Source organism: Aldersonia kunmingensis, assembly GCF_001646865.1.
GTDB lineage: Bacteria > Actinomycetota > Actinomycetes > Mycobacteriales > Mycobacteriaceae > Aldersonia > Aldersonia kunmingensis.
On record NZ_LRRB01000008.1, the window covers coordinates 1 to 19,403 of the forward strand.

The window sequence follows — 19,403 nt, forward strand, 5'->3', positions numbered from 1 at the left end:
TTGTCGACAAGCCAGTTGAAGTGCTCCACGCTGCCGTCGCAGTAGTCGCGGATCTTGGCCTCGTCGGCACCCGGCCCAAGCGCGGCGATCATGAACTTCGCCATGTTCTCGGGGGTGTCCTCGAAGCCGAGTGCCTGCTGCAGCGGAGTGCCGCCACCGAGGTAGATGAATCCGCCCGCCAGGGCGGCAGCGCCGCCCCAGCCGCCGGTGCGCTCGAGCACGAGCACGTCGGCGCCCTTCCGGGCGGCTTCGATCGCGGCACTGACGCCCGCGATGCCGTATCCGGCGACGACGACGTCGGCCTCGTCATGCCACTCGGTGATATCGGCGGCGTTGACCGGCCGCACGGACGATGTATCGCTCACTTCTTGTTTGCCTTTCGCACTACCGAGCCAACGGCGTTGTCCAGCTTGGTGCCGTTCGGCCAGCCGACGTAGTGGCAGAGGAAGACCGCGATCTCGCGCATCTGCTCCTCGTCGAGCTCGCCATTCTGCATTGCCGCGCCGAGCTGAATCTCCGCCAGATCGAACCCGCCCTGCGCGGTGAGCGCGCCGAGCAGGAGCAGGCGGCGGTCACGGACCGTGAGGCCCGGGCGCTGCCAGATATCGCCGAAGAGATGTTCGACCGTGTAGCGGAAGTGCGTGCCCGGGCCGTCGCTCATGGAGAAGCCGTAGACCTCTTCCATCTTCTGCAATCCGAGTTCGCGCTTCTCCGGGTCGACCGCGAAACTTTCGGTCTGGCCGTTGGTCATGCCTTCTCCTCGTTCGCCGCGGCGAGCCGCGCATCGTTTATCGCTGCGGTTGCCGCCTTGCCAAGTCCGACGCCGAGCCCGGGGCCGAAAGCGCCGAGCGCACGCTGTGCGAGCGGCAGATCGACACCGAGCCTGTCGCCCAGATCGAGCGCGAGGGCGAGGTCCTTCTCGCCGAGATCGCGCACGTGGCTCAGGATCGAGAACCAGAAATCGTCCGGTTCGACGTCATCCATGGTGTCGCGCAACATGATCGATCCGGCACCGCCGGTGATCGCGTCGGTATGGCGCACGACCTTGCCGAGCTTGCGGATGTCGATTCCGGCACCGGCGGCGAGGCGCTGGGCCTCGGAGGCGGCGGTGAACGCGACGAAATGCAGCAGGTTGCGGGCCAGCTTCATCCGAGTACCCGCACCGACCTCGCCGGCGTGGATGACCATGTTGGAGTAGCACTTGAACGGCGCCTTCACCGCAGCGAACGCGGTGTCGGTACCGCCCACCATGATGGCGAGTTCGCCCTTCTCCGCACCGCCCGCGCCACCGCTCACCGGGGCGTCGACGAACTCGACGCCCGCGGCGTTGCAGCGCTCGGCCAGCGAGACCGCGGTCTCGTCGGAGATGGTGGAGTGCACGGCGATCACGGTGCCCGGCGTGGCAGCCTGCAGGATGCCGTCTGGACCGCAGATCACGTCGGTGACCTGCGCGTCGTCGAGCACCGTCACCGAGATGACCGTTGCCTGCTCGGCCACCTCGCGAGGGGTCGCCGCGCGGGGCGCGCCGGCCTCGACGAACGGCGCGACAGCATCGTCGCGCATGTCGCACACGACCAGTCCGCCCGGCCACTCCAGCAGCCGCTTGGCCATCGGCGCGCCCATATTGCCGAGCCCGATGTAGCCGACCCGCGGCTGCACTCCCGACGCGTCGTCGCTCATGAGCGGAAGATCTGTCCGCCGTCGACGTTGAGGATCTGGCCGGTGACCCACTTGGCGTCGTCGGAGAGCAGGTACAGGCAGGCACCGACGAGATCCTCGGGCGTGCCCATGCGCTTGAGCGGCAACGCCTTCACCATGTCAGCCACCATGTTGCCCGGGGTGACCGTGCGGGTGGCCTCGGTGTCGATCGGGCCGGGGGCGATGGCGTTGATGCGGATCTTGGAGCCGCCGAGCTCGGTGGCGAGCTGCTGGGTGAGGCCGTTCACGCCGACCTTGGCGAGGCCGTAGAAGCCGGAGTACAGCCAGGCGGCGGTGGAGGACTGGTTGACGATCGAGCCACCCCTGTTCATCTGCGGCCACACCGCGCGGGTCACGATGAGCGCGCCGTCCATGTTCACGCTCATGAACTTCTTGTAGTAGTCCAGCGGCACGGTGAGCAGCAGGTCGAGCTTCATGTCGCCGTAGATCGCGGCGTTGTTGACCAGGTGGTCGATCTTGCCGAACTTCTCGACGGTGAACTCGACGAGTTCCTTGGCCGACTCCTCGCTGGAGACGTCGACGGACTTGAACACCGCAGAGCCGCCGTCGGCGACGATCTGCTTGGCGACCTGCTCGCCGAGTTCGGCGTTCAGGTCGGCGATCACGACGTTGGCGCCCTCGGCGGCCAGCGCCTTGGCGTACTCCTCGCCGATGCCGCGGGCCGCGCCCGTGACGATCGCGTTCTTACCGGTGAAGCGACTCATTGACTAACTCCTGTGGTCGAAAGTTGTTGTATTGAAAGCTGATTCAGGCACGACGGCGAGCCGTCAATTCAGGCGGGGTAGGCGATGAGCTTGGTTTCGGTGTATTCCTCGAAGCCGAGCACACCCATCTCACGGCCGATGCCGGACTGCTTGTAGCCGCCGAACGGCGCGTCCGCCGAGTACCAGATGCCGCCGTTGACGCCGAGCGTGCCGGTGCGAATTCCGTTGACCACCTTGTCGATCCGCTCGGGATCGGTGCCGTACACGGAGCCGGACAGGCCGTATGGCGAGTCGTTGGCGATGCGGATCGCGTCCTCGTCGCCGTCGTGCGGGATCACCACGAGAACCGGGCCGAAGATCTCTTCCTGGGCGACCCGCGAGGAGTTGTCCAGACCGGTGATCAGAGTCGGTGCGACGAAGTAGCCGCGCTCGTTGGCCGGGCGCTCGCCGCCGGTGACGATGGTGCCGCCCTCGGCCTTCGCGAGTGCGATGTACTCCTCGACGCGGGCGCGCTGCCGCTCGGAGACGACCGGGCCGCAGATGGTGCCGGCGTCGGACGGGTCGCCGGGGGCGAGCCCGGACATGGTGCGCGCCGCAGCCTTTACCGCGGTCTCGAAATGCTCACGCGGCACGAGCAGGCGGGTGTTGAGCGCACAGCCCTGACCAGCGTGGACGCACACGGAGAAGGCGGCCATGCTCACCGCGCCGCGGATATCTGCGTCGTCGAGGACGACGAACGCGGACTTGCCGCCGAGCTCGAGGAAGACCTTCTTGACGGTCTCGGCGCCGGCGACCATCACGGCCTTGCCGGTGCGGGTGGAGCCGGTGAAGGACACCAGATCGACGCGCGGGTCGCGCACGAGCTGCTCGCCGAGCCGGTGGTCATCGGAAGTGATGATGTTGACGACGCCGGCCGGGATTTCGGTTTCCTCGACGATGATCTTGCCAACGAGTGCTGCCACCCACGGGGTGTCGGGGGCGGGCTTGAGCACCACGGTGCAGCCGGCGGCGAGTGCTGGGCCGAGCTTGGCGAAGTTGATCTGGTGCGGGAAGTTCCACGGGGTGATCGCGCCGACCACGCCGACCGCCTCGCGGCGAACGATGCGGCGCGTCGGGATGCCCATCGGCTCGGCGCGGCCGAGATCGGTTTCCCAGACGTAGCTTTCGGCCAGATCGGCGAAGTAGCCGAGGTCGTTGACCGGGCCCTCGAGCTGCGGGCCGGTGGTCAGCGAGCGGGGCGCGCCGACTTCTTCGATGGTGATCTCGCGCAGTTCCTCGATATGGGCGAGCAGTCCGTCGCGCAGCTGGCGGATGCAGCGCGCGCGGAAGGCATGGTCGCGAGACCAGTCGGTGTTGTCGAACGCGGTACGGGCGGCCGAGATGGCCGCATCCATATCGTCGGAGTTCGCGTTGGCCGCGTAACCGATGACTTCCTCGGTCGCGGGATTGATGGTCTCGAAGACGCCAGCGGACCCGGGGACGAGCTTGCCGTCGATGGTCAGCGCGGAGCTGTCGGCGGGGCGGAGGGCGTTCATAGGGCTACCTGCCACATTCTGGACATGTGTCTGGACCTTAGTCTGGACTATGCATGGATGCAACGGTCCGGGCTTGTCCGGCGGTGGCCTCGACGAGAACCGATTCTATCGGCGGACCGGGGCCACGGCGCCGGGATTTGCCTGAACGGGGCCAACGATACGTGGTCGAAGAGGAACACGTTCTAGTTGTTCCAGTGTTGTCACCCGGGTGCGGCTGTAGTAACGTCCAGACACGTGTCCAGTAGACTTCCCGCCGCGCCGATATCGGAGGCTTCACGATGACGGCTTCGGTCGAGCCGCTGACGTTCGACCCGTATGACTACGGGTTCCACGAAGATCCCTATCCCACCTACAAGCGGTTGCGCGAAGAAGCGCCGGTCTACCACAACCCGGACCTCGGGTTCTGGGCGTTGTCCCGGCATGCCGACGTCTCCACCGGGTTCCGCGACGCCAAGCGTCTGTCCAGTGCGAACGGCGTTTCGATCGACCCGGCCGCCTACGGCCCGCATGCGCACAAGACGATGTCCTTCCTCGCGATGGACGATCCGCGGCATATGCGGATGCGTCAGCTGGTGTCGAAGGGATTCACCCCGCGCCGGGTCAACGAGCTCGAGGGACGCATCCGCGAGCTCACCCTGCAGCACCTCGAGCCTGCGCTCGAGAGCGGCAGCTTCGATTGGATCCACGATTTCGCCGGCAAGCTGCCGATGGACGTCATCTCCGAGCTCCTCGGCGTGCCCGAGCCGGATCGCGCTGAGCTGCGCCGCCTCGCCGACCTGGTCGTGCACCGTGAAGAGGGCGTCCTGGACGTCCCGATGACCGCCATCGAGTCGTCGCTCAATCTGGTCGTCTACTACTCGGACATGCTCGCGGAGCGCCGAAAGAGCCGCACCGACGACCTGACCTCGGCGCTGCTCGATGCCGAGATCGACGGCGACCGGCTCGATGACGAGGAAATCATCGGGTTCATGTTCCTGATGGTCGTGGCCGGCAACGAGACCACCACCAAGCTGCTCGGTAACTCGCTGTACTGGGGCGCCAAGCACCCGCAGGAGATCGCCAAGATCTACGCGAACCCCGAGCGCGTGCCGGAGTGGACCGAGGAGTCGCTGCGCTTCGACACCTCGAGCCAGATCGTGGCGCGCACGTCCACCGTCGACATCGAATACGACGCGGGCACCATCCCGGCAGGCGAAAAGGTTCTGTTGCTGATCGGCTCTGCGAACCGCGACGATGCGGTGTTCGGTGACGGCGATGTCTACAACATCGGCCGGGACAGCCGCAGCACGCTCGCCAGCTTCGGCGGCGGCCCGCACTTCTGCCTCGGCGCGCACCTCGCGCGGCTGGAGACGAATATCGCGCTGCGCGAGTTCATCGACCGCACAAAGTCATACGGCATCGACGAGTCCGGTGCCGAACGAGTTCATTCGACCAGTGTGCGCGGCTTCGCCGCACTGCCCATGCAAGTGGAGGCCCGCTGATGCCCAGGTTCGATCCGCACCCCGACCGTCGCCCGGTCATCATTAGTGGCGCGTCCTCGGGAATCGGTACCGCCACTGCGTTCGCGCTGGCCGAGCTCGGCCATCCGGTGACCCTCGGTGCCCGCCGCGTCGCCGAGTGTGAGGCGATCGCCGACAAGATCCGCAGCTCGGGTGGCGAGGCGTTCGCGCACTTCCTCGATGTCACCGATACCGATTCGGTGGACGCGTTCGTCACGGCCGCCGAGAACCAGTTCGGCCCCACCGAGATTGCGCTTTCCGGTGCCGGCGACCTGGAGTTTTCCACGGTCCACGAGATGGACCCGGACGCTTTCGCCAAGCAGGTGTCGGTGCACCTGATCGGTGCGCAGCGTCTGGTGCACCGCATCGTGCCCGGCATGATCGAGCGCCGCCGCGGTGATTTCGTCCTCGTCGGTTCCGACTGCGCGGAAGCCCCGCGGCCGCGGATGGGCGCCTACAACGCCGCCAAGACCGGACTGGAGGCCATGGGTCGCCAGATGCGAATGGAGCTGGAGGGCAGCGGTGTTCGCGCCTCCATCGTTCGCCCCGGCCCGACGCAGACCTCGATGGGCATGGACACCACGCCCGAAATCATCGGCCCGGTGCTCGAGGACTGGGTCAAGTGGGGCTGCGCGCGCCACTCGTACTTCCTGCGCGCCGCCGATATCGCGAACGGCGTCGTCGCGATTGTCACGGCACCGCGTGGTGCCCACATGGTTCTGGTTGAGGTTCAGCCCGAAGCACCCCTGGAGGAGCAGAAGTGACGGTTACCAAGCCCGCGCGGGTCTCGGGTGGCGAGCTCGAATACGGCCACCTCGAAGAACTGCGCACCGATCCGATCGCCCTGATGAGCCGCGTGCGCGAGGAGTGCGGCGATGTCGGCGTGTTCCAGCTCGCCGACAAGAATGTCGTGCTGCTCTCGGGCTCGAAGGCGAACGAGTTCTTCTTCCGCAGTGCGGACGAGGAGCTCGACCAGCAGGCCGCCTACCCCTTCATGACGCCGATCTTCGGCAAGGGCGTCGTGTTCGACGCGAGCCCCGAGCGCCGCAAGGAGATGCTGCACAACCAGGCTCTCCGCGGTGAGCAGATGAAGGGCCACGCCGCGACGATCTCCGCCGAGGTCGAGCGCATGGTCGCCAACTGGGGCGACGAGGGTGAGATCGACCTGCTCGACTTCTTCGCCGAGCTGACCATCTACACCTCCTCGGCCTGCCTGATCGGCCAGAAGTTCCGCGAGCAGCTCGACGGACGCTTCGCGTCGCTCTACCACGAGCTCGAGCAGGGCACCGACGCGCTGGCATTCGTGGACCCGTACGCGCCGATCGAGAGCTTCCGCCGCCGCGACGAGGCCCGCCTCGGCCTTGTGGAGCTGGTCGAGGAGATCATGGCCGGCCGGATCGCGAATCCGCCGCAGGGCAAAGAAGAGCGGGACATGCTCGACGTGCTCGTCTCGGTCAAGGACGAGAACGGCGAGCTACGTTTCACCGCCGATGAGATCACGGGCATCTTCATCTCGATGATGTTCGCCGGGCACCACACCACCTCGGGCACCGCCTCGTGGGCACTGATCGAGATGCTGCGCCATCCCGAGTACATGAAGGCTGTCTCCGAGGAGCTCGACGAGCTCTACGCGGACGGCTCCGACGTGAGCTTCGGTGCGCTGCGCCAGATTCCGATGCTGGAGGCGGTGCTCAAGGAGACCCTGCGGCTGCACCCGCCGCTGATCCTGCTGCTGCGCCTGGCGCGCGGCAACTTCGAGGTCGAGGGATTCTCCATCGAGGAAGGGGACCTGGTCGGAGCCACCCCCGCGATCTCCAACCGCATCCCCGAGGACTTCCCGAACCCGGACGCGTTTGATCCGAACCGCTACATCGATCCGAACCAGGAAGACATCATCAACCGGTGGACCTGGATCCCGTTCGGCGCTGGCCGGCATCGCTGCGTCGGCGCGGCGTTCGCACTGATGCAGCTCAAGGCGATCTTCTCGGTTCTGTTGCAGGACTACGAGTTCGAGATGGCACAGCCGGCAGATAGCTACCGCAACGACCACTCCAAGATGGTCGTGCAGCTGCAGCAGCCGTGCCAGGTGAAATACCGGAAGCGCGCCTGACATGAGGATCGTGGTCGACACCGATCTGTGCCAGGGGCACGCCATGTGTGAGGTGGAAGCCCCGGACGTCTTCTCGGTACCCAAGAAGGGCGTTGTCGAACTGCTCGACGCGAATCCGCCGGAGAGCCTGCGCGCGGATGTAGAGCGCGCGGTGCGCTACTGCCCCACACAAGCGTTGTCCATCGTCGACGACTAGCCCCGTCGAACACCAACCGCCGAACGCCAATCAGCCAAAAGCTACCGGCAACAGAAACTTTCGAGGAGACAGAATGGGTAACTGGGATCGCGCAGAGCTCGACGAGATGGTCGAGAAGTGGATCGCCGAGAACGAGCGATGTGAAAAGCTCGGGGACTGGCGCCCGCTGGCGGATATGTACACCGAGGACGCCACCTACGGCTGGAACTACGGCCCCAAGCAGGAGTTCATGGCCGTCGGCCGCGAAGAAATCCGCGACATCGCGCTCGGCCAGGAGATGGAAGGCCTCGAGGGCTGGACCTACCCGTACCAGCAGTTCGTCGTCGACGAGCGCACCGGCGACTGCATCGGCTTCTGGAAGCAGGTGGCCGACGCCACCCGCGAGGACGGCTCGAACTACGTCGTTCAGGGGATCGGCGGCAGCTGGTTCCGCTACGGCGGCAACTTCCAGTGGTCCTGGCAGCGTGACTTCTTCGACTTCGGCAACGTGTCGGACCTGTTCCTCGAGATGATCACCAACAATGCACTGTCCGACGGCATGCAGAAGCGCATCGAGCGTTCGATGTCGGGCAAGGACCTGCAGGGCTGGTACAAGATCGGCGAGTCGCCGGCCTCCATCTGGTGACACGGCCATGACCACGAAACCCGAGACCAGGGCGGCGTTCGCGGATTTGTCCCGCGAACAGCTCGCCAAGCTTCTGCCCGAGCTACTGCTGACCGGCCAGCTGATCGACCGGTCCGGCATGCCACATCTCATCACCGCGTTCGGCCGCGAAGGCATGATCGAGGTGGCCATCGAGGAGTGGCAGGTCTCGAGTCCGATCTACACCCGTCGCATGCAGCGGGCGCTCAACTACGTCGGCACCGACATCGTGACCATCTTCAAGGGTCTGCAGCTCGATATCGGTGCGCCGCCGCAGTTCATGGACTTCCGGTACAAGGTCGACGACGCCAACCACGGCGAGTTCTGGCTCGATCACTGCGGTGCCCTGATGGATGTCGAGCCGATGGGCGACGACTACGTGAAGGGCATGTGCCACGACATCGAGGATCCAACCTTCGATGCCACGGCACTGGCCACCAACCCGCACGCACAGGTGCGGCCGATTCACCGGCCGCCCCGTGTGCCGACGGATCGCAACCCGCATTGTGCGTGGACGGTCATCATCGATCCGTCGCACGAGCCACCGGCCATCCCGCCGAATACCGACGTGATGGAGGCCTCGAAGGCTGCGGCGGTGGAGCTTTCGCCTATCGATCCCTCCGACGAGGGCGCTGCGGACTACTCCGGTCCGCTGCTCTCCGACGTGCGGTTCGATGCGTTCTCGAAGTCCGCGCTGGTCCGCATGGCCGAGGAGGTTTGTCTGCAGCAGCACCTGCTGACGATGGGCTTCATGATCTCGGTGCGGTCGCGGGTGGACGAGGACAAGGCGCTCGAGATCGGCCGCAAGCAGTTTGCGGGTATCGCGGGGATCACCTCCGAGCGGCTGCGCAACGTGCTCGAACTCGGTGACGACTTCGAGGCGCTCGCGACTATCCTGGACCTGCATCCCGCGCTGAATCCGAAACAGTACGTGGATATTTCGGTCGATAGCGGTGAGACGCTCACGCTCCGTATCGGCCGTGACTGCGATGCGGTGGCAGACCGTTCGTGGCCGGCGATGATCGATGCCGACCATCTCGAGCCGTTGCGGACGATGGTGCGTGGGGTCAACCCGCGATACGACGTCACTCTGATCGAATCGGACGATGAGCACCTCACGGTGCGAGTCGACCTGGCGGACAAGCCTTTCAAGGAATCCGGCGAAGTTGCCCTGACTCGCTTCAGTAAGGGCGCCGACTGGGTGTTTGCAGACCGGGGCATTCCGTTGCCCCTGACCGTGGTTTCTTCGTAGGAGCGACCCGCGGGGCACAGGAGCGGAGCCTGCGGGAGCGACCGTAGACACAGAACTGAGGCCTTCGAATGGCGAATAATTTCGCCGATCTGTTCGAACACTCTGTGGATGCAATGACCGACCGGGTCGCGTTGATTGCCGCTGGCCGTCAAGTTACATACGGCGAGTTGGAAATCGACGCGAACCGGTTGGCCCATCACCTGCTCGATAGTGGGCTCGGTATCGGCTCGCATATCGGGATCCACATGCACAACTCGATCGAGACGATGGTGGCGTTGATCGCCGCCTTCAAGATCCGAGGTGTGCCGATCAACATCAACTACCGCTACTCGTGCGACGAGTTGGCCTATGTCTACGACAATGCCGATCTCGCCGCAGTTATCCATCACCGGTCCTACTCGGACCGGGTGGACGAGGTGCTCGCGCGCCTGCCGCGGATCACGCACTCGGTGGTGGTTGAGGACGACCTGTTCACGTATCTGCCCAGCCGCTCGGTTCCGTATGCCGAGGCGGTCGAAAATGCTTCGGATGCACGTGATTTCGGTCCGAGGTACGCCGACGACCTGTTCATCATGTACACCGGCGGAACCACGGGGCAGCCCAAAGGCGTGATGTGGCGGCAGGAAGACATGTGGCGCGTGCTCGGCGGTGGCACGGACTTCTACACCGGCGAGATGGTGGCCGACGAGTTTCAGCAGTCGCTGATGGGCTCGAAGAACGAACCGACGCGCTGGTTCGCGCTGCCGCCCCTGATTCACGCCTCGGCGATGATGCCCACCTTCACAGCGCTGTGGTCGGGCAACACGGTGGTGTTCGAGTCGAAGTTCGACCCGTACCGCACATGGGAACTGGTGCAGCGGCACCAGACGCAGGTACTGATCATTACCGGCGACGCTATGGGCCGCCCGCTCGTGGACGCGCTGCGCGACCGTCCGGTGGATGTGTCGTGCCTCAGCGTCATCGCCTCGGGTGCAGCCCTTTTCGCGGCCTCTACCAAGGACGCTCTGTTCGGGCTGTTGCCCGATGTGATCGTCTCGGACTCGGTCGGCTCATCCGAAACGGGATTCGGAGGGATCGGCCTGGCGCACAGGGGACTGCGTCAGGCCGGCGGGCCAACCGTCCAGCCGGGGCGCGACTCGCTCGTCGTCGACGATGACGGACGGGCAGTCGCCCCCGGTGTGGAGGGATGGTTGGCGAAGACCGGTTCGGTTCCGCTGGGCTACTACAAGGATCCGGCTAAGTCCGCCAAGCTTTTTCGGGACGTCGATGGCCGGCGCATCGTTGTCACCGAGGACCGCGCGGTACAGGTCGATAGCGGCATCACCCTGCTCGGGCGGGGCAACATGGTGATCAACACCGGCGGTGAAAAGGTCTTCGTCGAAGAGGTCGAGGGCGTGCTGAAAGCCTTCGGGGACGTTTATGACGCGATCGTGGTCGGCGTGCCGGACGAGCGCTGGGGATTCCGAGTTGCCGCAGTGCTTGCCACTGCACCGGGAGCTACTCTCGACACCTACGGGTTGATCGAGCATGCCCGAAAGGCCCTTGCGGGATACAAGATCCCACGATCACTCTGGCTCGAGGCCGAGATCTCACGGACGCCGAGCGGCAAGCCGGACTATCGGTGGGCGCAGCAGATCACAACAACCCGCGAGCCCGATCACGAGATCGGGCTCGGAGGGGGGGAAGGGAAAAGCAGATGAAGGTCGCGGTGACCGGAGCAGCTGGATTCGTCGGGGTCAACCTCGTCGAGCAGTTGCTGGCCGATGGACACGAGGTTGTGGCGATCGATCGAGTGCGGTCGAAAGTGCTTACCGCCGAAGGTGTTACCTGGGTTGACGCAGATATTCTCGATGTGGATTCGATGGTGCGTGCGTTCGACGGCGTTGAGGTCGTCTACCACCTCGTCGCGGTGATCACGCTGGCCCACAAGGACGATATTGCGTGGCGTGTGAATACCGAGGGCGTTCGTACGGTGGCCGAGGCCGCCCTCACCGTTGGTGCGCGAAAGCTCGTGCACTGCAGCTCACTGCACGCGTTTGATCAGTACCACCTCGGCAGCGCGCTCAACGAATCGTCGGCGCGTGCGACCGGTGCAGACCTGCCGGTGTACGACCGGTCGAAGTGGCAGGGCGAGGTCGAGCTGCTCAAGGTGGCCGACCGCGGCCTCGATGCGGTGATCTGCAACCCCACCGGGATCTACGGCCCTGCCGACTACGGCCTGTCGCGGATGAATGCGATGCTCCGCGACGCCGGGCGGGGCAGGATGCCGGTGGGCATCAAGGCCAGCTTCGACATGGTGGATGTACGCGACGTCGCAGCGGGTCTGATCCTCGCGTCGGAGAAGGGTGTGCAGGGCGAAAATTACCTGCTCACCGGATATAGAGCCGATCTGACCGAGCTGTTCCGCATTGCCGCGCGGTCGATGGGCCGGCGCGGGCCGCTGTTCGCTCTGCCACTGAAGGCGCTCGAATTGGTGCTGCCGATTGCCGAGCCGATCGGTTCGCGCATTGGCAGCGACGTTTTCACCAAGGCCGCGATCGAGACCCTGCTGACCTCACCGGTCGTGGACGGTTCGAAGGCTGCACGGGTGCTCGGGTACAAGCCGCGCCCGACCGAAGAGACGATGCGTGACTTCGTGACCTTCCTGGTCGGCTCCGGCCAGATGCGGGGCTAGCTGGCGAAGAACGAATGCGCCCGTCGGCCCAGTTGCCCTAGTCGACGGGCGCATTCGTGTATTCGGGGCTAGCCGCAGGCAGGGGAGCGATGCCGTTGAAGCGGTCGACCATCCACGCCGCGGCCGTTGGCACGTTGGTGAACTCGGGGATGCCGTGACCGGCAGCGGTGCTCGGGAGGATGGGCGGCAACTCGATGTTGTTGAGCGTGACCGGAACTCCACGTTCACACCACGTGTGTGCGAGTTCGCGCACGCGGTTGTTGGGGACCACGTCGTCATTGACGTTCGAGGTGAGCAGCACCGGCGAGGTCGGGGTCAGGTTCCCGAGGGCCTGGTCCTCGATGATGAGTCGCCCGATCGGGTCGTTCGTGATGGCAGCGGCCAGGGGTTCGCCCGTTTTGGTCCACTGTGTGGTGCGCTGGAACGAGTAGTTCAGCAGGGTTTCCCCGACGCACTGGTTCGCGGTGTTGCGCATCATGGCTTTGCCCTGATCGTTGAGGACGCGGTCCAGCACGGGGCCGATTTCCGGATTGGTACGCAGGGCGCCGTTGAGGAAGTAGCCGACGGCACCGATGAGGGTGCTGCCTTCGCCCCGGGCCAGGGTGTCGGCGAGGTTCACCGGAGGGGCACCCGCATACGTGCCCTTCATATTCAGCTCGGGCGCGTAGGTCGGCTGTAGTTCGGCGGCCGCCGCGACGGCATGGCCGCCCTGGGAGTAGCCCCAGAATCCGACCGGCCCGGATGAGCTCAGCGAAGTACCGGGGAGCCGCAGAGCGGCTCGCGCCGCGTCGATCACCGCACGCGCCGAGTAGGAGCGGTTGATGTAGGGGTGCGGACCCGGGGTCCCGAGGCCGACGTAGTCGGTGAAGACGACGGCAATCCCTTGCGCGAGCAGGTAATCGACGGCCAAAATTTCGTATCCGAAGGACAGGTCTAGCGGCGGACGGTAATGCAGGAGCGTTTGCATCGCGATCGAGGGCGCGCATTGGCGGCCCTGGCCGATCGTTCCCGATGCGAGCGACACCAGGGGCCGCGGTCCGCGACCGGTCCAGGCCGTGCTGGGCTCGAAGTAGGTGCCGGACACAGCGATTGGGCTACCCGCGTCGTCGACGCTGCGGTACATGATGCGCCGTGCCGCGCCGGGGAAAGTTCCCGTTGCCGAGGGGATCGACAGGATTGGCGTGAAGGACTGCTCGCGAATCACGTCGCCGGCAGCGTTGCCGGGCAGGACCGCAGGCGGATCGTAGAACGACCCCCACGGACCGACCGGCGCCGGGACCGCGGGAGGGCTGGCAGAGGCTTGTGGTGCGCCTATTCCGATGGACACCACACCCAATGCCATCGCCAGAGCTGCCGACCAGGTTCGAACAGTGCCTCGCATCGTGACTCCATCCCCCGCACGCCTCGTCGCGTGACCCAAATTACAGACAGTCCCTGTCTGAAAGTCAAGGGTGGATTGGCGGGGACTTCGGGCAAGATTGAGTCGTGACTTCCCGGACGCCTCCACACCCATCTCCGGCGCGTGGCCGTCCGCGCGATCCGGGCATCGAGTCCCGGGTTTTCGCTGCGGTGCAGACCGTCTACTGGGAGACCGGATGGTCGGGCTTCACCATCGATGCAGTGGCCAAGACGGCAGAAGTGGGGCGAGCGGCGATCTATCGCCGGTGGCCCTCCAAGATCGAGCTGCTGATCGCCGCACTCGAGCAGATCACTCCGCTTCACGACCCGATCGATACCGGCACCATGCGCGGCGATCTGGAGGAACTGACGCGGCAGCTGTTGTCCGGCTATCAGTCACAGCCGGGGTTGGTTGCGCTTCGGGTCGCACTCGACGCGCGGGTCTTTCCCGAGCTTCTCGAACCGCTCACGCAGACCATAAGCGCAAGCCGCTTCGCGACGACCCGCGACATTGTGCGCCGTGGAATCGAGCGCGGTGAACTACCCGCCACCACCAGCGTCACAACACTGTTGGAGATGCTGACCGGGGCGGCTCTGAGTCACATTCTCTTTTCGCACCAGCTGGCGGGTACGCCGATCGCTGACAGTGCTTATGTGGAGCGCCTGGTGAATATGGTTCTGGCTGCGGCGGATTCCGTTTCCGGAAGGTGACCGACGGTGCCCTCAGTACTGCGGTTCGCGGACCTCTTCGAGCCCGAGTTCGAGCATGCCTTCGAGGATGCGGGTAAGCCCGGCGGGGTCTGCGGGTATCGCGCGATCGCGGTCGCGCGGGCCGATCACGTAGCGGCCGTCGCCGGCGATATCGATCCAGCGCAGCGAACCGATCTCGGCTTGCCGTCCATAGCGGGGCCCGGCCCACACCCGGATGGCGCCGTTACCGGCGTGCCGGTCGGTAAGCGCTTGTTCCAGCCGCGGAGCCGTGCGCGTCGCGATCGCGGACGACAGGAAGCCTCGCGGCTCGTCGTCGTGCGTCATGGTGGACCGGCGAAACTCGTTGTGCCCAGCCGAATTCGGGGGTAGCACGGCCACAATCTGCCCGGGCAGATAGCCCGCGGAGCCGAAGCCGAGGGTGATGTCGCCGCCGTGGTTTTCGTCGGGACCGGGCTGCTGCACGGCGATCGCGGCCAAATGTTGTGCCTGCGCGGCGATCACCCGGATCGGCGTCTCATCGACCGTGCGGCCGGTGACCGCGAAGTGCACATCCGGTTTCGTCAACACCCGCACTGCGGCGCGCAAACGCTCGTGTTCGGGGCCGGCAAAGGCTTCGCGCACGGCCCGCTCGAACTGGTCGGCGTCGTCCTGCCACTCGAAACCCGACACGATATCGAACGGGAAGGGGTAGCGATCGAGTCCGGTGCCGTACCACAGAGCGCCGAACTGGGCCGCGCCGAGTTGCCAGTTGATCATGCGCCGATCACCGGCGGCGCCGTCAGCGGCAGTTGCCCGATCAATTCGTTTCCGTTCTCGAGCGTCACCAGATAACCGGGCGACTTGTGCTCCTTGTCGTCCTCGCCCTTGCCGCGCGCGCCGGGGGCACCGGCGAACCCGCCGGTGCCGGCCATGCCGGCGCGCCCGGCGGCCGCGCCACCCGCCGCGCCCATCGCGCTCCCACCGGCCAACCCGGCTGGGCTCAGGCTGCCTGCCGCGAGGGAGGGGCTACCGAGACCGCCTGCACCACCGCCGATTCCGCCGCCACCACCGGCGGATCCGTGACCGCCGAGCCCGCTGGACCCGAGGCCATTGGATCCGAGGCCGGATCGCGCGGCATCACCACTCCCGCCGTATCCGGCCGGCGTCGTGGCGTCGGCCGAGGCTGGGTTGGTCGCGGAGGGATCGGTCAGAGCGGACGAATCCGAGAGGCCGGTGGTGTCGGAGCCGGAGCCCGTGCCGTCATTCGCAGTGGTGCTGGCCTGCGTGGATTGGTCCGTTTGGGTGCCATTCGTTGGCGCCGACGCAGGGGAGCTTCCTGGCGAGCCGCCATTGCCGCTGCTGTCACTGGACGGCCAGCCGGTCCCCGGGGGCGCCGTAATGGGAGGTGGCCCGTCGGTTCCGAACATCGAGAACATTGGCACCGCGCCATCGGTTTTGACCAGGTCGGTGTTGTAGCCGGCCAGCGCGACCTGCGCTTCGGCCTGGCGGCGGTAGTACTCGTCCTCGGTATCGGTGTCCCAGGGGGTCACCTTGTCCCAGACACCCTTGTCGACACTCGCCGGCACAGCAGTCCGCACTGCCGCGACTGCTTGGGACAACTGTGCCAGCGTCGTTCCGACTGCGGTGAACGCGTCGGCGCTGCCTTGGGCGCACGGCGCGTACTTGGTGTTGAGTTTGTCTGTTGCCGCGGTAGCTGCGGTACCGGTCCAGTGCTCACCGACCTTTGTCCCTAGACCGGTGACAAACGCCGTAATCACCTGATGCGACTCGTTCGCCAGCCCGGCCCAGCCGCCATCGAGCGAGCCCGCTCCCTCCGCGGACATCGGTTCGACCACGCCGACGATCTTGTCCAAACTCCAGCCGTCGACGGCCAGCGCACGGACGTATTGCGGATCCGCACTCATCAGCATCCCCCCGGATTACCGAACCGCAGCCGCGGTGTTTCGTGATTCCCCCGCCCGGGCACCGATCGGCCGCAGGCAGCCGAAGCATACCCAACGGGCACAAAAGAAATCGCGCCCGGAACCGCTTGTGGCGGAATTCCGGGCGCGATGTGTCAGGACTTATTCGGCGGTCTCATCGGGTATGTGTAAGTACCCTTCGAGCACGGCGTGTTCGATGCTTGCCTTGAGCCGTGGGCACGTCGGGCGGGCTGTGCGCGACGCGGTCGAACTCGCGTCCGCGTAATGCGGGCACGAATCCGATGGCTCGGAGATCCACTGAATGCTGGTGTGCTGAAAGCTGTTCTTGCGCACCAACACGCCGATATGGCAGGTCCGGCACTCCACCGGAGTCATCTCGTCCATGAAGTTCGCCTTGTCGGCGACTGTTTGGGCGCGGACGGCCTCAACACGGGCGGGGTCGTCCGCGAAAGCTGGGGCCTTGGCCCAACTTCCTACGGGCGCTTTCGACCCGGCCGAGGCGTCCATCGTCACACTCCTGCGGTGTTGTCGGACTCCGCGTTCGCCTCGGCCTCTTCCTTCTGCCGGGCGAGATTCGCGTCGACTTCCTTCTGCCACGACTCGATGGCGCGAGTGGTGTCGATTTCGTACTCGAACCGCGCGGTCATCTTGTCGGTGACGTCGGCGACGTCCACGTAGAACTGCTCGTACCAACGACGCAGCTGGTAGACCGGTCCGTCTTCCTCGCAGAGCAACGGGTTCTCGATCTTGGTCTTGTGCAGCCAGATCTCGACGTCCTGCTCGAAGCCCATCGTGACGCCCTTGGTGAACGCCTTGGCGATCTTGTTGGACGTCTCGTCATCGAGGCCCTGCGGCTTCTGCACGCTCACGCCGTACATCAACATGAACGAGTTCTGCGTGATCGGGTAATGGCAGTTGATCAGGATGCTCTCTGCCTTGAACCCGCTGTAGTTGTTGTGCAGCCAGTTGATCATGTAGGACGGGCCGTAGTAGGCGGCTTCCGAGTCGAGAATCGACTCGCCGTACTGCGTGCCCATGCCCTGAATGTCGGCCCGGCCGTGGTTCTGCAGGTACTGCGCGGCGACGTGTCCCTCGAAGACGTTCTTGAAGTACTTCGGGAAGCCGTAGTGCACATAGAAGAAGTGCGCCATGTCGACCACGTTGTCGATGATTTCGCGGCAGTTCGAGCCCTCGATGATCATCGTGTTCCACGTCCAGTCGGTCCACTCATCGGTGAAGACCTCGGGGATGCGGGGGATCGTGACGTCCTCCGGCGGCGGGTTGCCCTCCGGGTCGTGCCACACGAACAGCATCTTGTTTTCCTGATGCGTGATCCACGAACGCGTCCGGGCCAGCGGCGGCACGCGGCGCGCGTACGGAATATTCGCGCACTTGCCGTCGGTGCCCCACTCCCAGCCGTGGAACGGGCAGGCGATGGTGTCGCCCTTGATCTCGCCCTCGCTGAGGTCGGCACCCATGTGCCGGCAGTAAGCGTCGAGAACCTGCAGCTTGTTCTGGGTGTCTGCCCAGACGACGAGCTTGGTGCCGAACGCCTGCACGCTGTGCGGCTTGCCGTCGAGGAAGTCGCTCTCCAGCCCGAGGCAATGCCAGCCACGTGCGTACCGCGTGGGAACGCTGCCTACATCGATCTCGCGAACGCGAACCATTTGCCCCTCACAATCTCCAGTTGCCTACTAGAACACGTTATAGATGTTGGCGTCATTTTGCTAGCCATGTGGCGTGCATCAATCCGACAAGCCGCAGATGAACAGGGAGTTTGGCCCGGTCTCGACACAAATCGGAACGTGTTCTAGTCTCTGAAGGAAGGTGAACGAATGCCTATAGACGGGAGCATGGCCGTGGCAGATCAGGAAAAGCACGAAGTAGTGCAGAAGGTGGAAGCCCTGCTTCCCACCCTCCGCGATCGTGCGCAAGAAGCCGAGGACCTTCGGCAAATTCCTGATGAGTCCATCAAGGATCTCCAGGAATCCGGCTTCTTCCGGCTGCTGCAGCCGAGCCAGTGGGGTGGCTACGAGGCCGACCCCGTCCTCTTCTACGACACCGTGCGCAAGATCGCCAGCGCGTGCGGTTCCACCGGCTGGGTCTCCTCGATCCTCGGTGTGCACAACTGGCATCTTGCGCTGTTCGATCAGCAGGCGCAGGAAGATGTCTGGGGCAAGGACACCGACGTCCGGATCTCCTCGTCGTACGCGCCGATGGGCGCCGGCGAGGTCGTCGAGGGCGGCTACAAGGTCAACGGCGCGTGGGCCTGGTCCTCGGGCTCGGGCCACGCCAGTTGGGTCTTCGTCGGCGGCCCGGTCATCAAGGACGGTCGCCCGGTCGACTTCGGCTCCTTCCTGATCCCGCGCGAGGACTACGAGATCAACGACGTCTGGAACGTGGTTGGCCTGCGTGGCACCGGCTCCAACACCGTCGTGGTCAAGGACATCTTCGTGCCGCGGCACCGGTTCCTGTCCTACAAGGCGATGAACGACCGCACCGCGGGTGGCTTCGAGCGCAACACCGCGCCGGTCTACAAGATGCCGTGGGGCTCGGTCCATCCGACCACCATCTCGGCGCCGATCGTCGGTATGGCCTACGGTGCGTACGCCGCGCACGTCGAGCACCAGGGCAAGCGCGTCCGCGCGGCCTTCGCCGGTGAGAAGGCGAAGGAGGATCCCTTCATGAAGGTCCGCGTCGCCGAGGCCGCCAGTGACATCGACGCCGCGTGGCGTCAGCTGTCCGGCAACATCGCCGAGGAGTACGCCTACCTGGTTGCAGGCGAGGAGATTCCGTTCGAGCTGCGTCTGCGTACGCGTCGTGACCAGGTGCGCTCCACCGGTCGCTCGATCGCCTCGATCGACCTGCTCTTCGAGAGCTCGGGTGCCACCGCGCTCGGCAATGACCAGCCGCTGCAGCGCTTCTGGCGTGACGCGCATGCCGGTCGTGTGCACGCGGCCAACGAGCCGGAGCGCGCCTACCAGATGTTCGGCTCGGGCGAGTTCGGTCTGCCCATCGCCGACACGATGGTCTAGGAGGT

Annotated in this window: 20 protein-coding genes; 10 read left to right on the forward strand and 10 right to left on the reverse strand. The window is 65.4% G+C overall.

Annotation, left to right across the window (positions count from 1 at the left end; translation table 11 throughout):
* The 5 genes from A8G08_RS00730 to A8G08_RS00750 all read right to left on the reverse strand — a co-directional run.
* Positions 1 to 365 (reverse strand): FAD-dependent oxidoreductase (locus tag A8G08_RS00730; RefSeq protein WP_157108343.1); only part of this gene is annotated, 365 nt, incomplete at its 3' end.
* Positions 362 to 751, reverse strand: a complete 390-nt coding sequence (locus tag A8G08_RS00735; RefSeq protein ID WP_068268956.1) for a carboxymuconolactone decarboxylase family protein — start codon at positions 749 to 751, stop codon at positions 362 to 364. The genes A8G08_RS00735 and A8G08_RS00730, both read right to left, overlap by 4 nt.
* Positions 748 to 1,680, reverse strand: a complete 933-nt coding sequence (locus tag A8G08_RS00740; RefSeq protein ID WP_068268958.1) for an NAD(P)-dependent oxidoreductase — start codon at positions 1,678 to 1,680, stop codon at positions 748 to 750. The genes A8G08_RS00735 and A8G08_RS00740 overlap by 4 nt, the downstream gene beginning before the upstream one ends.
* Positions 1,677 to 2,423, reverse strand: coding sequence for an SDR family oxidoreductase (locus A8G08_RS00745; RefSeq protein WP_068268959.1), 747 nt, complete (start codon positions 2,421 to 2,423; stop codon positions 1,677 to 1,679). Before A8G08_RS00745 ends, A8G08_RS00740 begins: the two co-directional genes overlap by 4 nt.
* 68 nt (positions 2,424 to 2,491) lie before the next feature.
* On the reverse strand, positions 2,492 to 3,958 hold the full coding sequence (locus A8G08_RS00750; protein ID WP_068268961.1) for an aldehyde dehydrogenase: 1,467 nt from the start codon (positions 3,956 to 3,958) through the stop codon (positions 2,492 to 2,494).
* A gap of 278 nt (positions 3,959 to 4,236) precedes the next feature.
* Here A8G08_RS00750 and A8G08_RS00755 point away from each other — a divergent pair, with 278 nt between their 5' ends.
* The 8 genes from A8G08_RS00755 to A8G08_RS00790 all read left to right on the forward strand — a co-directional run bounded on the left by A8G08_RS00755 (position 4,237) and on the right by A8G08_RS00790 (position 12,332).
* Positions 4,237 to 5,439, forward strand: a complete 1,203-nt coding sequence (locus A8G08_RS00755) for a cytochrome P450 (RefSeq protein WP_068268963.1) — start codon at positions 4,237 to 4,239, stop codon at positions 5,437 to 5,439.
* Positions 5,439 to 6,221 (forward strand): SDR family oxidoreductase, encoded by a 783-nt coding sequence (locus tag A8G08_RS00760; protein WP_068268965.1) that lies wholly within the window; start codon positions 5,439 to 5,441, stop codon positions 6,219 to 6,221. Before A8G08_RS00755 ends, A8G08_RS00760 begins: the two co-directional genes overlap by 1 nt.
* Positions 6,218 to 7,567, forward strand: coding sequence for a cytochrome P450 (locus A8G08_RS00765; RefSeq protein WP_068268967.1), 1,350 nt, complete (start codon positions 6,218 to 6,220; stop codon positions 7,565 to 7,567). Before A8G08_RS00760 ends, A8G08_RS00765 begins: the two co-directional genes overlap by 4 nt.
* 1 nt (position 7,568) lies before the next feature.
* Complete coding sequence (locus A8G08_RS00770) at positions 7,569 to 7,763, forward strand: ferredoxin (RefSeq protein ID WP_068268970.1); 195 nt, start codon at positions 7,569 to 7,571, stop codon at positions 7,761 to 7,763.
* Positions 7,764 to 7,836: 73 nt separating this feature from the next.
* Entirely contained in the window at positions 7,837 to 8,388 is a 552-nt protein-coding gene (locus tag A8G08_RS00775; RefSeq protein ID WP_068268971.1) for a hypothetical protein, read from the forward strand.
* Between the two features lie 7 nt (positions 8,389 to 8,395).
* On the forward strand, positions 8,396 to 9,658 hold the full coding sequence (locus A8G08_RS00780; protein ID WP_068268972.1) for a hypothetical protein: 1,263 nt from the start codon (positions 8,396 to 8,398) through the stop codon (positions 9,656 to 9,658).
* Between the two features lie 68 nt (positions 9,659 to 9,726).
* Positions 9,727 to 11,358, forward strand: a complete 1,632-nt coding sequence (locus A8G08_RS00785) for an acyl-CoA synthetase (RefSeq protein ID WP_068268973.1) — start codon at positions 9,727 to 9,729, stop codon at positions 11,356 to 11,358.
* The gene (locus tag A8G08_RS00790; RefSeq protein ID WP_068268975.1) at positions 11,355 to 12,332 is read left to right on the forward strand and encodes an NAD-dependent epimerase/dehydratase family protein; all 978 of its coding nucleotides are present in this window, start codon (positions 11,355 to 11,357) and stop codon (positions 12,330 to 12,332) included. The genes A8G08_RS00785 and A8G08_RS00790 overlap by 4 nt, the downstream gene beginning before the upstream one ends.
* Positions 12,333 to 12,369: 37 nt before the next feature.
* On the opposite strand, the gene A8G08_RS00795 is transcribed toward A8G08_RS00790, so the two are convergent.
* Complete coding sequence (locus tag A8G08_RS00795; RefSeq protein WP_084435842.1) at positions 12,370 to 13,713, reverse strand: lipase family protein; 1,344 nt, start codon at positions 13,711 to 13,713, stop codon at positions 12,370 to 12,372.
* A 188-nt stretch (positions 13,714 to 13,901) separates the two neighbouring features.
* On the opposite strand from A8G08_RS00795, the gene A8G08_RS00800 reads away from it, so the two are divergent.
* Positions 13,902 to 14,441 (forward strand): TetR/AcrR family transcriptional regulator, encoded by a 540-nt coding sequence (locus A8G08_RS00800; protein ID WP_245672537.1) that lies wholly within the window; start codon positions 13,902 to 13,904, stop codon positions 14,439 to 14,441.
* Between the two features lie 12 nt (positions 14,442 to 14,453).
* Here the strand turns inward: A8G08_RS00800 and A8G08_RS00805 are convergent, their stop codons facing one another.
* From A8G08_RS00805 to A8G08_RS00820, 4 genes are all read right to left on the reverse strand, one after another.
* Positions 14,454 to 15,197, reverse strand: a complete 744-nt coding sequence (locus tag A8G08_RS00805) for an ESX secretion-associated protein EspG (RefSeq protein WP_068268981.1) — start codon at positions 15,195 to 15,197, stop codon at positions 14,454 to 14,456.
* Positions 15,194 to 16,345, reverse strand: a complete 1,152-nt coding sequence (locus A8G08_RS00810; RefSeq protein WP_157108345.1) for a hypothetical protein — start codon at positions 16,343 to 16,345, stop codon at positions 15,194 to 15,196. Before A8G08_RS00810 ends, A8G08_RS00805 begins: the two co-directional genes overlap by 4 nt.
* Before the next feature lie 159 nt (positions 16,346 to 16,504).
* A complete protein-coding gene (locus A8G08_RS00815) occupies positions 16,505 to 16,870 on the reverse strand; it encodes a hypothetical protein (RefSeq protein WP_068268986.1) in 366 nt (121 codons plus the stop codon).
* A 2-nt stretch (positions 16,871 to 16,872) separates the two neighbouring features.
* Entirely contained in the window at positions 16,873 to 18,030 is a 1,158-nt protein-coding gene (locus A8G08_RS00820) for a 3-ketosteroid-9-alpha-monooxygenase, oxygenase component (RefSeq protein WP_068268991.1), read from the reverse strand.
* 186 nt (positions 18,031 to 18,216) lie between these two features.
* On the opposite strand from A8G08_RS00820, the gene hsaA reads away from it, so the two are divergent.
* Entirely contained in the window at positions 18,217 to 19,398 is a 1,182-nt protein-coding gene (gene hsaA, locus A8G08_RS00825) for a 3-hydroxy-9,10-secoandrosta-1,3,5(10)-triene-9,17-dione monooxygenase oxygenase subunit (protein WP_187344411.1), read from the forward strand.
* The last annotated feature ends 5 nt before the right edge of the window (positions 19,399 to 19,403 follow it).

What these genes read in the sequence shown, in the direction of transcription:
- A8G08_RS00775 (WP_068268971.1), top strand. Translation starts at nt 7,837, where the DNA reads ATGGGTAACTGGGATCGCGCAGAGCTCGACGAGATGGTCGAGAAGTGG.
- A8G08_RS00780 (WP_068268972.1), top strand. Translation starts at nt 8,396, where the DNA reads ATGACCACGAAACCCGAGACCAGGGCGGCGTTCGCGGATTTGTCCCGC.
- hsaA (WP_187344411.1), top strand. Translation starts at nt 18,217, where the DNA reads ATGGCCGTGGCAGATCAGGAAAAGCACGAAGTAGTGCAGAAGGTGGAA.
- A8G08_RS00785 (WP_068268973.1), top strand. Translation starts at nt 9,727, where the DNA reads ATGGCGAATAATTTCGCCGATCTGTTCGAACACTCTGTGGATGCAATG.
- A8G08_RS00735 (WP_068268956.1), bottom strand. Translation starts at nt 751, where the DNA reads ATGACCAACGGCCAGACCGAAAGTTTCGCGGTCGACCCGGAGAAGCGC.
- A8G08_RS00810 (WP_157108345.1), bottom strand. Translation starts at nt 16,345, where the DNA reads ATGAGTGCGGATCCGCAATACGTCCGTGCGCTGGCCGTCGACGGCTGG.
- A8G08_RS00790 (WP_068268975.1), top strand. Translation starts at nt 11,355, where the DNA reads ATGAAGGTCGCGGTGACCGGAGCAGCTGGATTCGTCGGGGTCAACCTC.
- A8G08_RS00805 (WP_068268981.1), bottom strand. Translation starts at nt 15,197, where the DNA reads ATGATCAACTGGCAACTCGGCGCGGCCCAGTTCGGCGCTCTGTGGTAC.
- A8G08_RS00820 (WP_068268991.1), bottom strand. Translation starts at nt 18,030, where the DNA reads ATGGTTCGCGTTCGCGAGATCGATGTAGGCAGCGTTCCCACGCGGTAC.
- A8G08_RS00815 (WP_068268986.1), bottom strand. Translation starts at nt 16,870, where the DNA reads ATGGACGCCTCGGCCGGGTCGAAAGCGCCCGTAGGAAGTTGGGCCAAG.
- A8G08_RS00755 (WP_068268963.1), top strand. Translation starts at nt 4,237, where the DNA reads ATGACGGCTTCGGTCGAGCCGCTGACGTTCGACCCGTATGACTACGGG.
- A8G08_RS00760 (WP_068268965.1), top strand. Translation starts at nt 5,439, where the DNA reads ATGCCCAGGTTCGATCCGCACCCCGACCGTCGCCCGGTCATCATTAGT.
- A8G08_RS00770 (WP_068268970.1), top strand. Translation starts at nt 7,569, where the DNA reads ATGAGGATCGTGGTCGACACCGATCTGTGCCAGGGGCACGCCATGTGT.
- A8G08_RS00745 (WP_068268959.1), bottom strand. Translation starts at nt 2,423, where the DNA reads ATGAGTCGCTTCACCGGTAAGAACGCGATCGTCACGGGCGCGGCCCGC.
- A8G08_RS00795 (WP_084435842.1), bottom strand. Translation starts at nt 13,713, where the DNA reads ATGCGAGGCACTGTTCGAACCTGGTCGGCAGCTCTGGCGATGGCATTG.
- A8G08_RS00740 (WP_068268958.1), bottom strand. Translation starts at nt 1,680, where the DNA reads ATGAGCGACGACGCGTCGGGAGTGCAGCCGCGGGTCGGCTACATCGGG.
- A8G08_RS00750 (WP_068268961.1), bottom strand. Translation starts at nt 3,958, where the DNA reads ATGAACGCCCTCCGCCCCGCCGACAGCTCCGCGCTGACCATCGACGGC.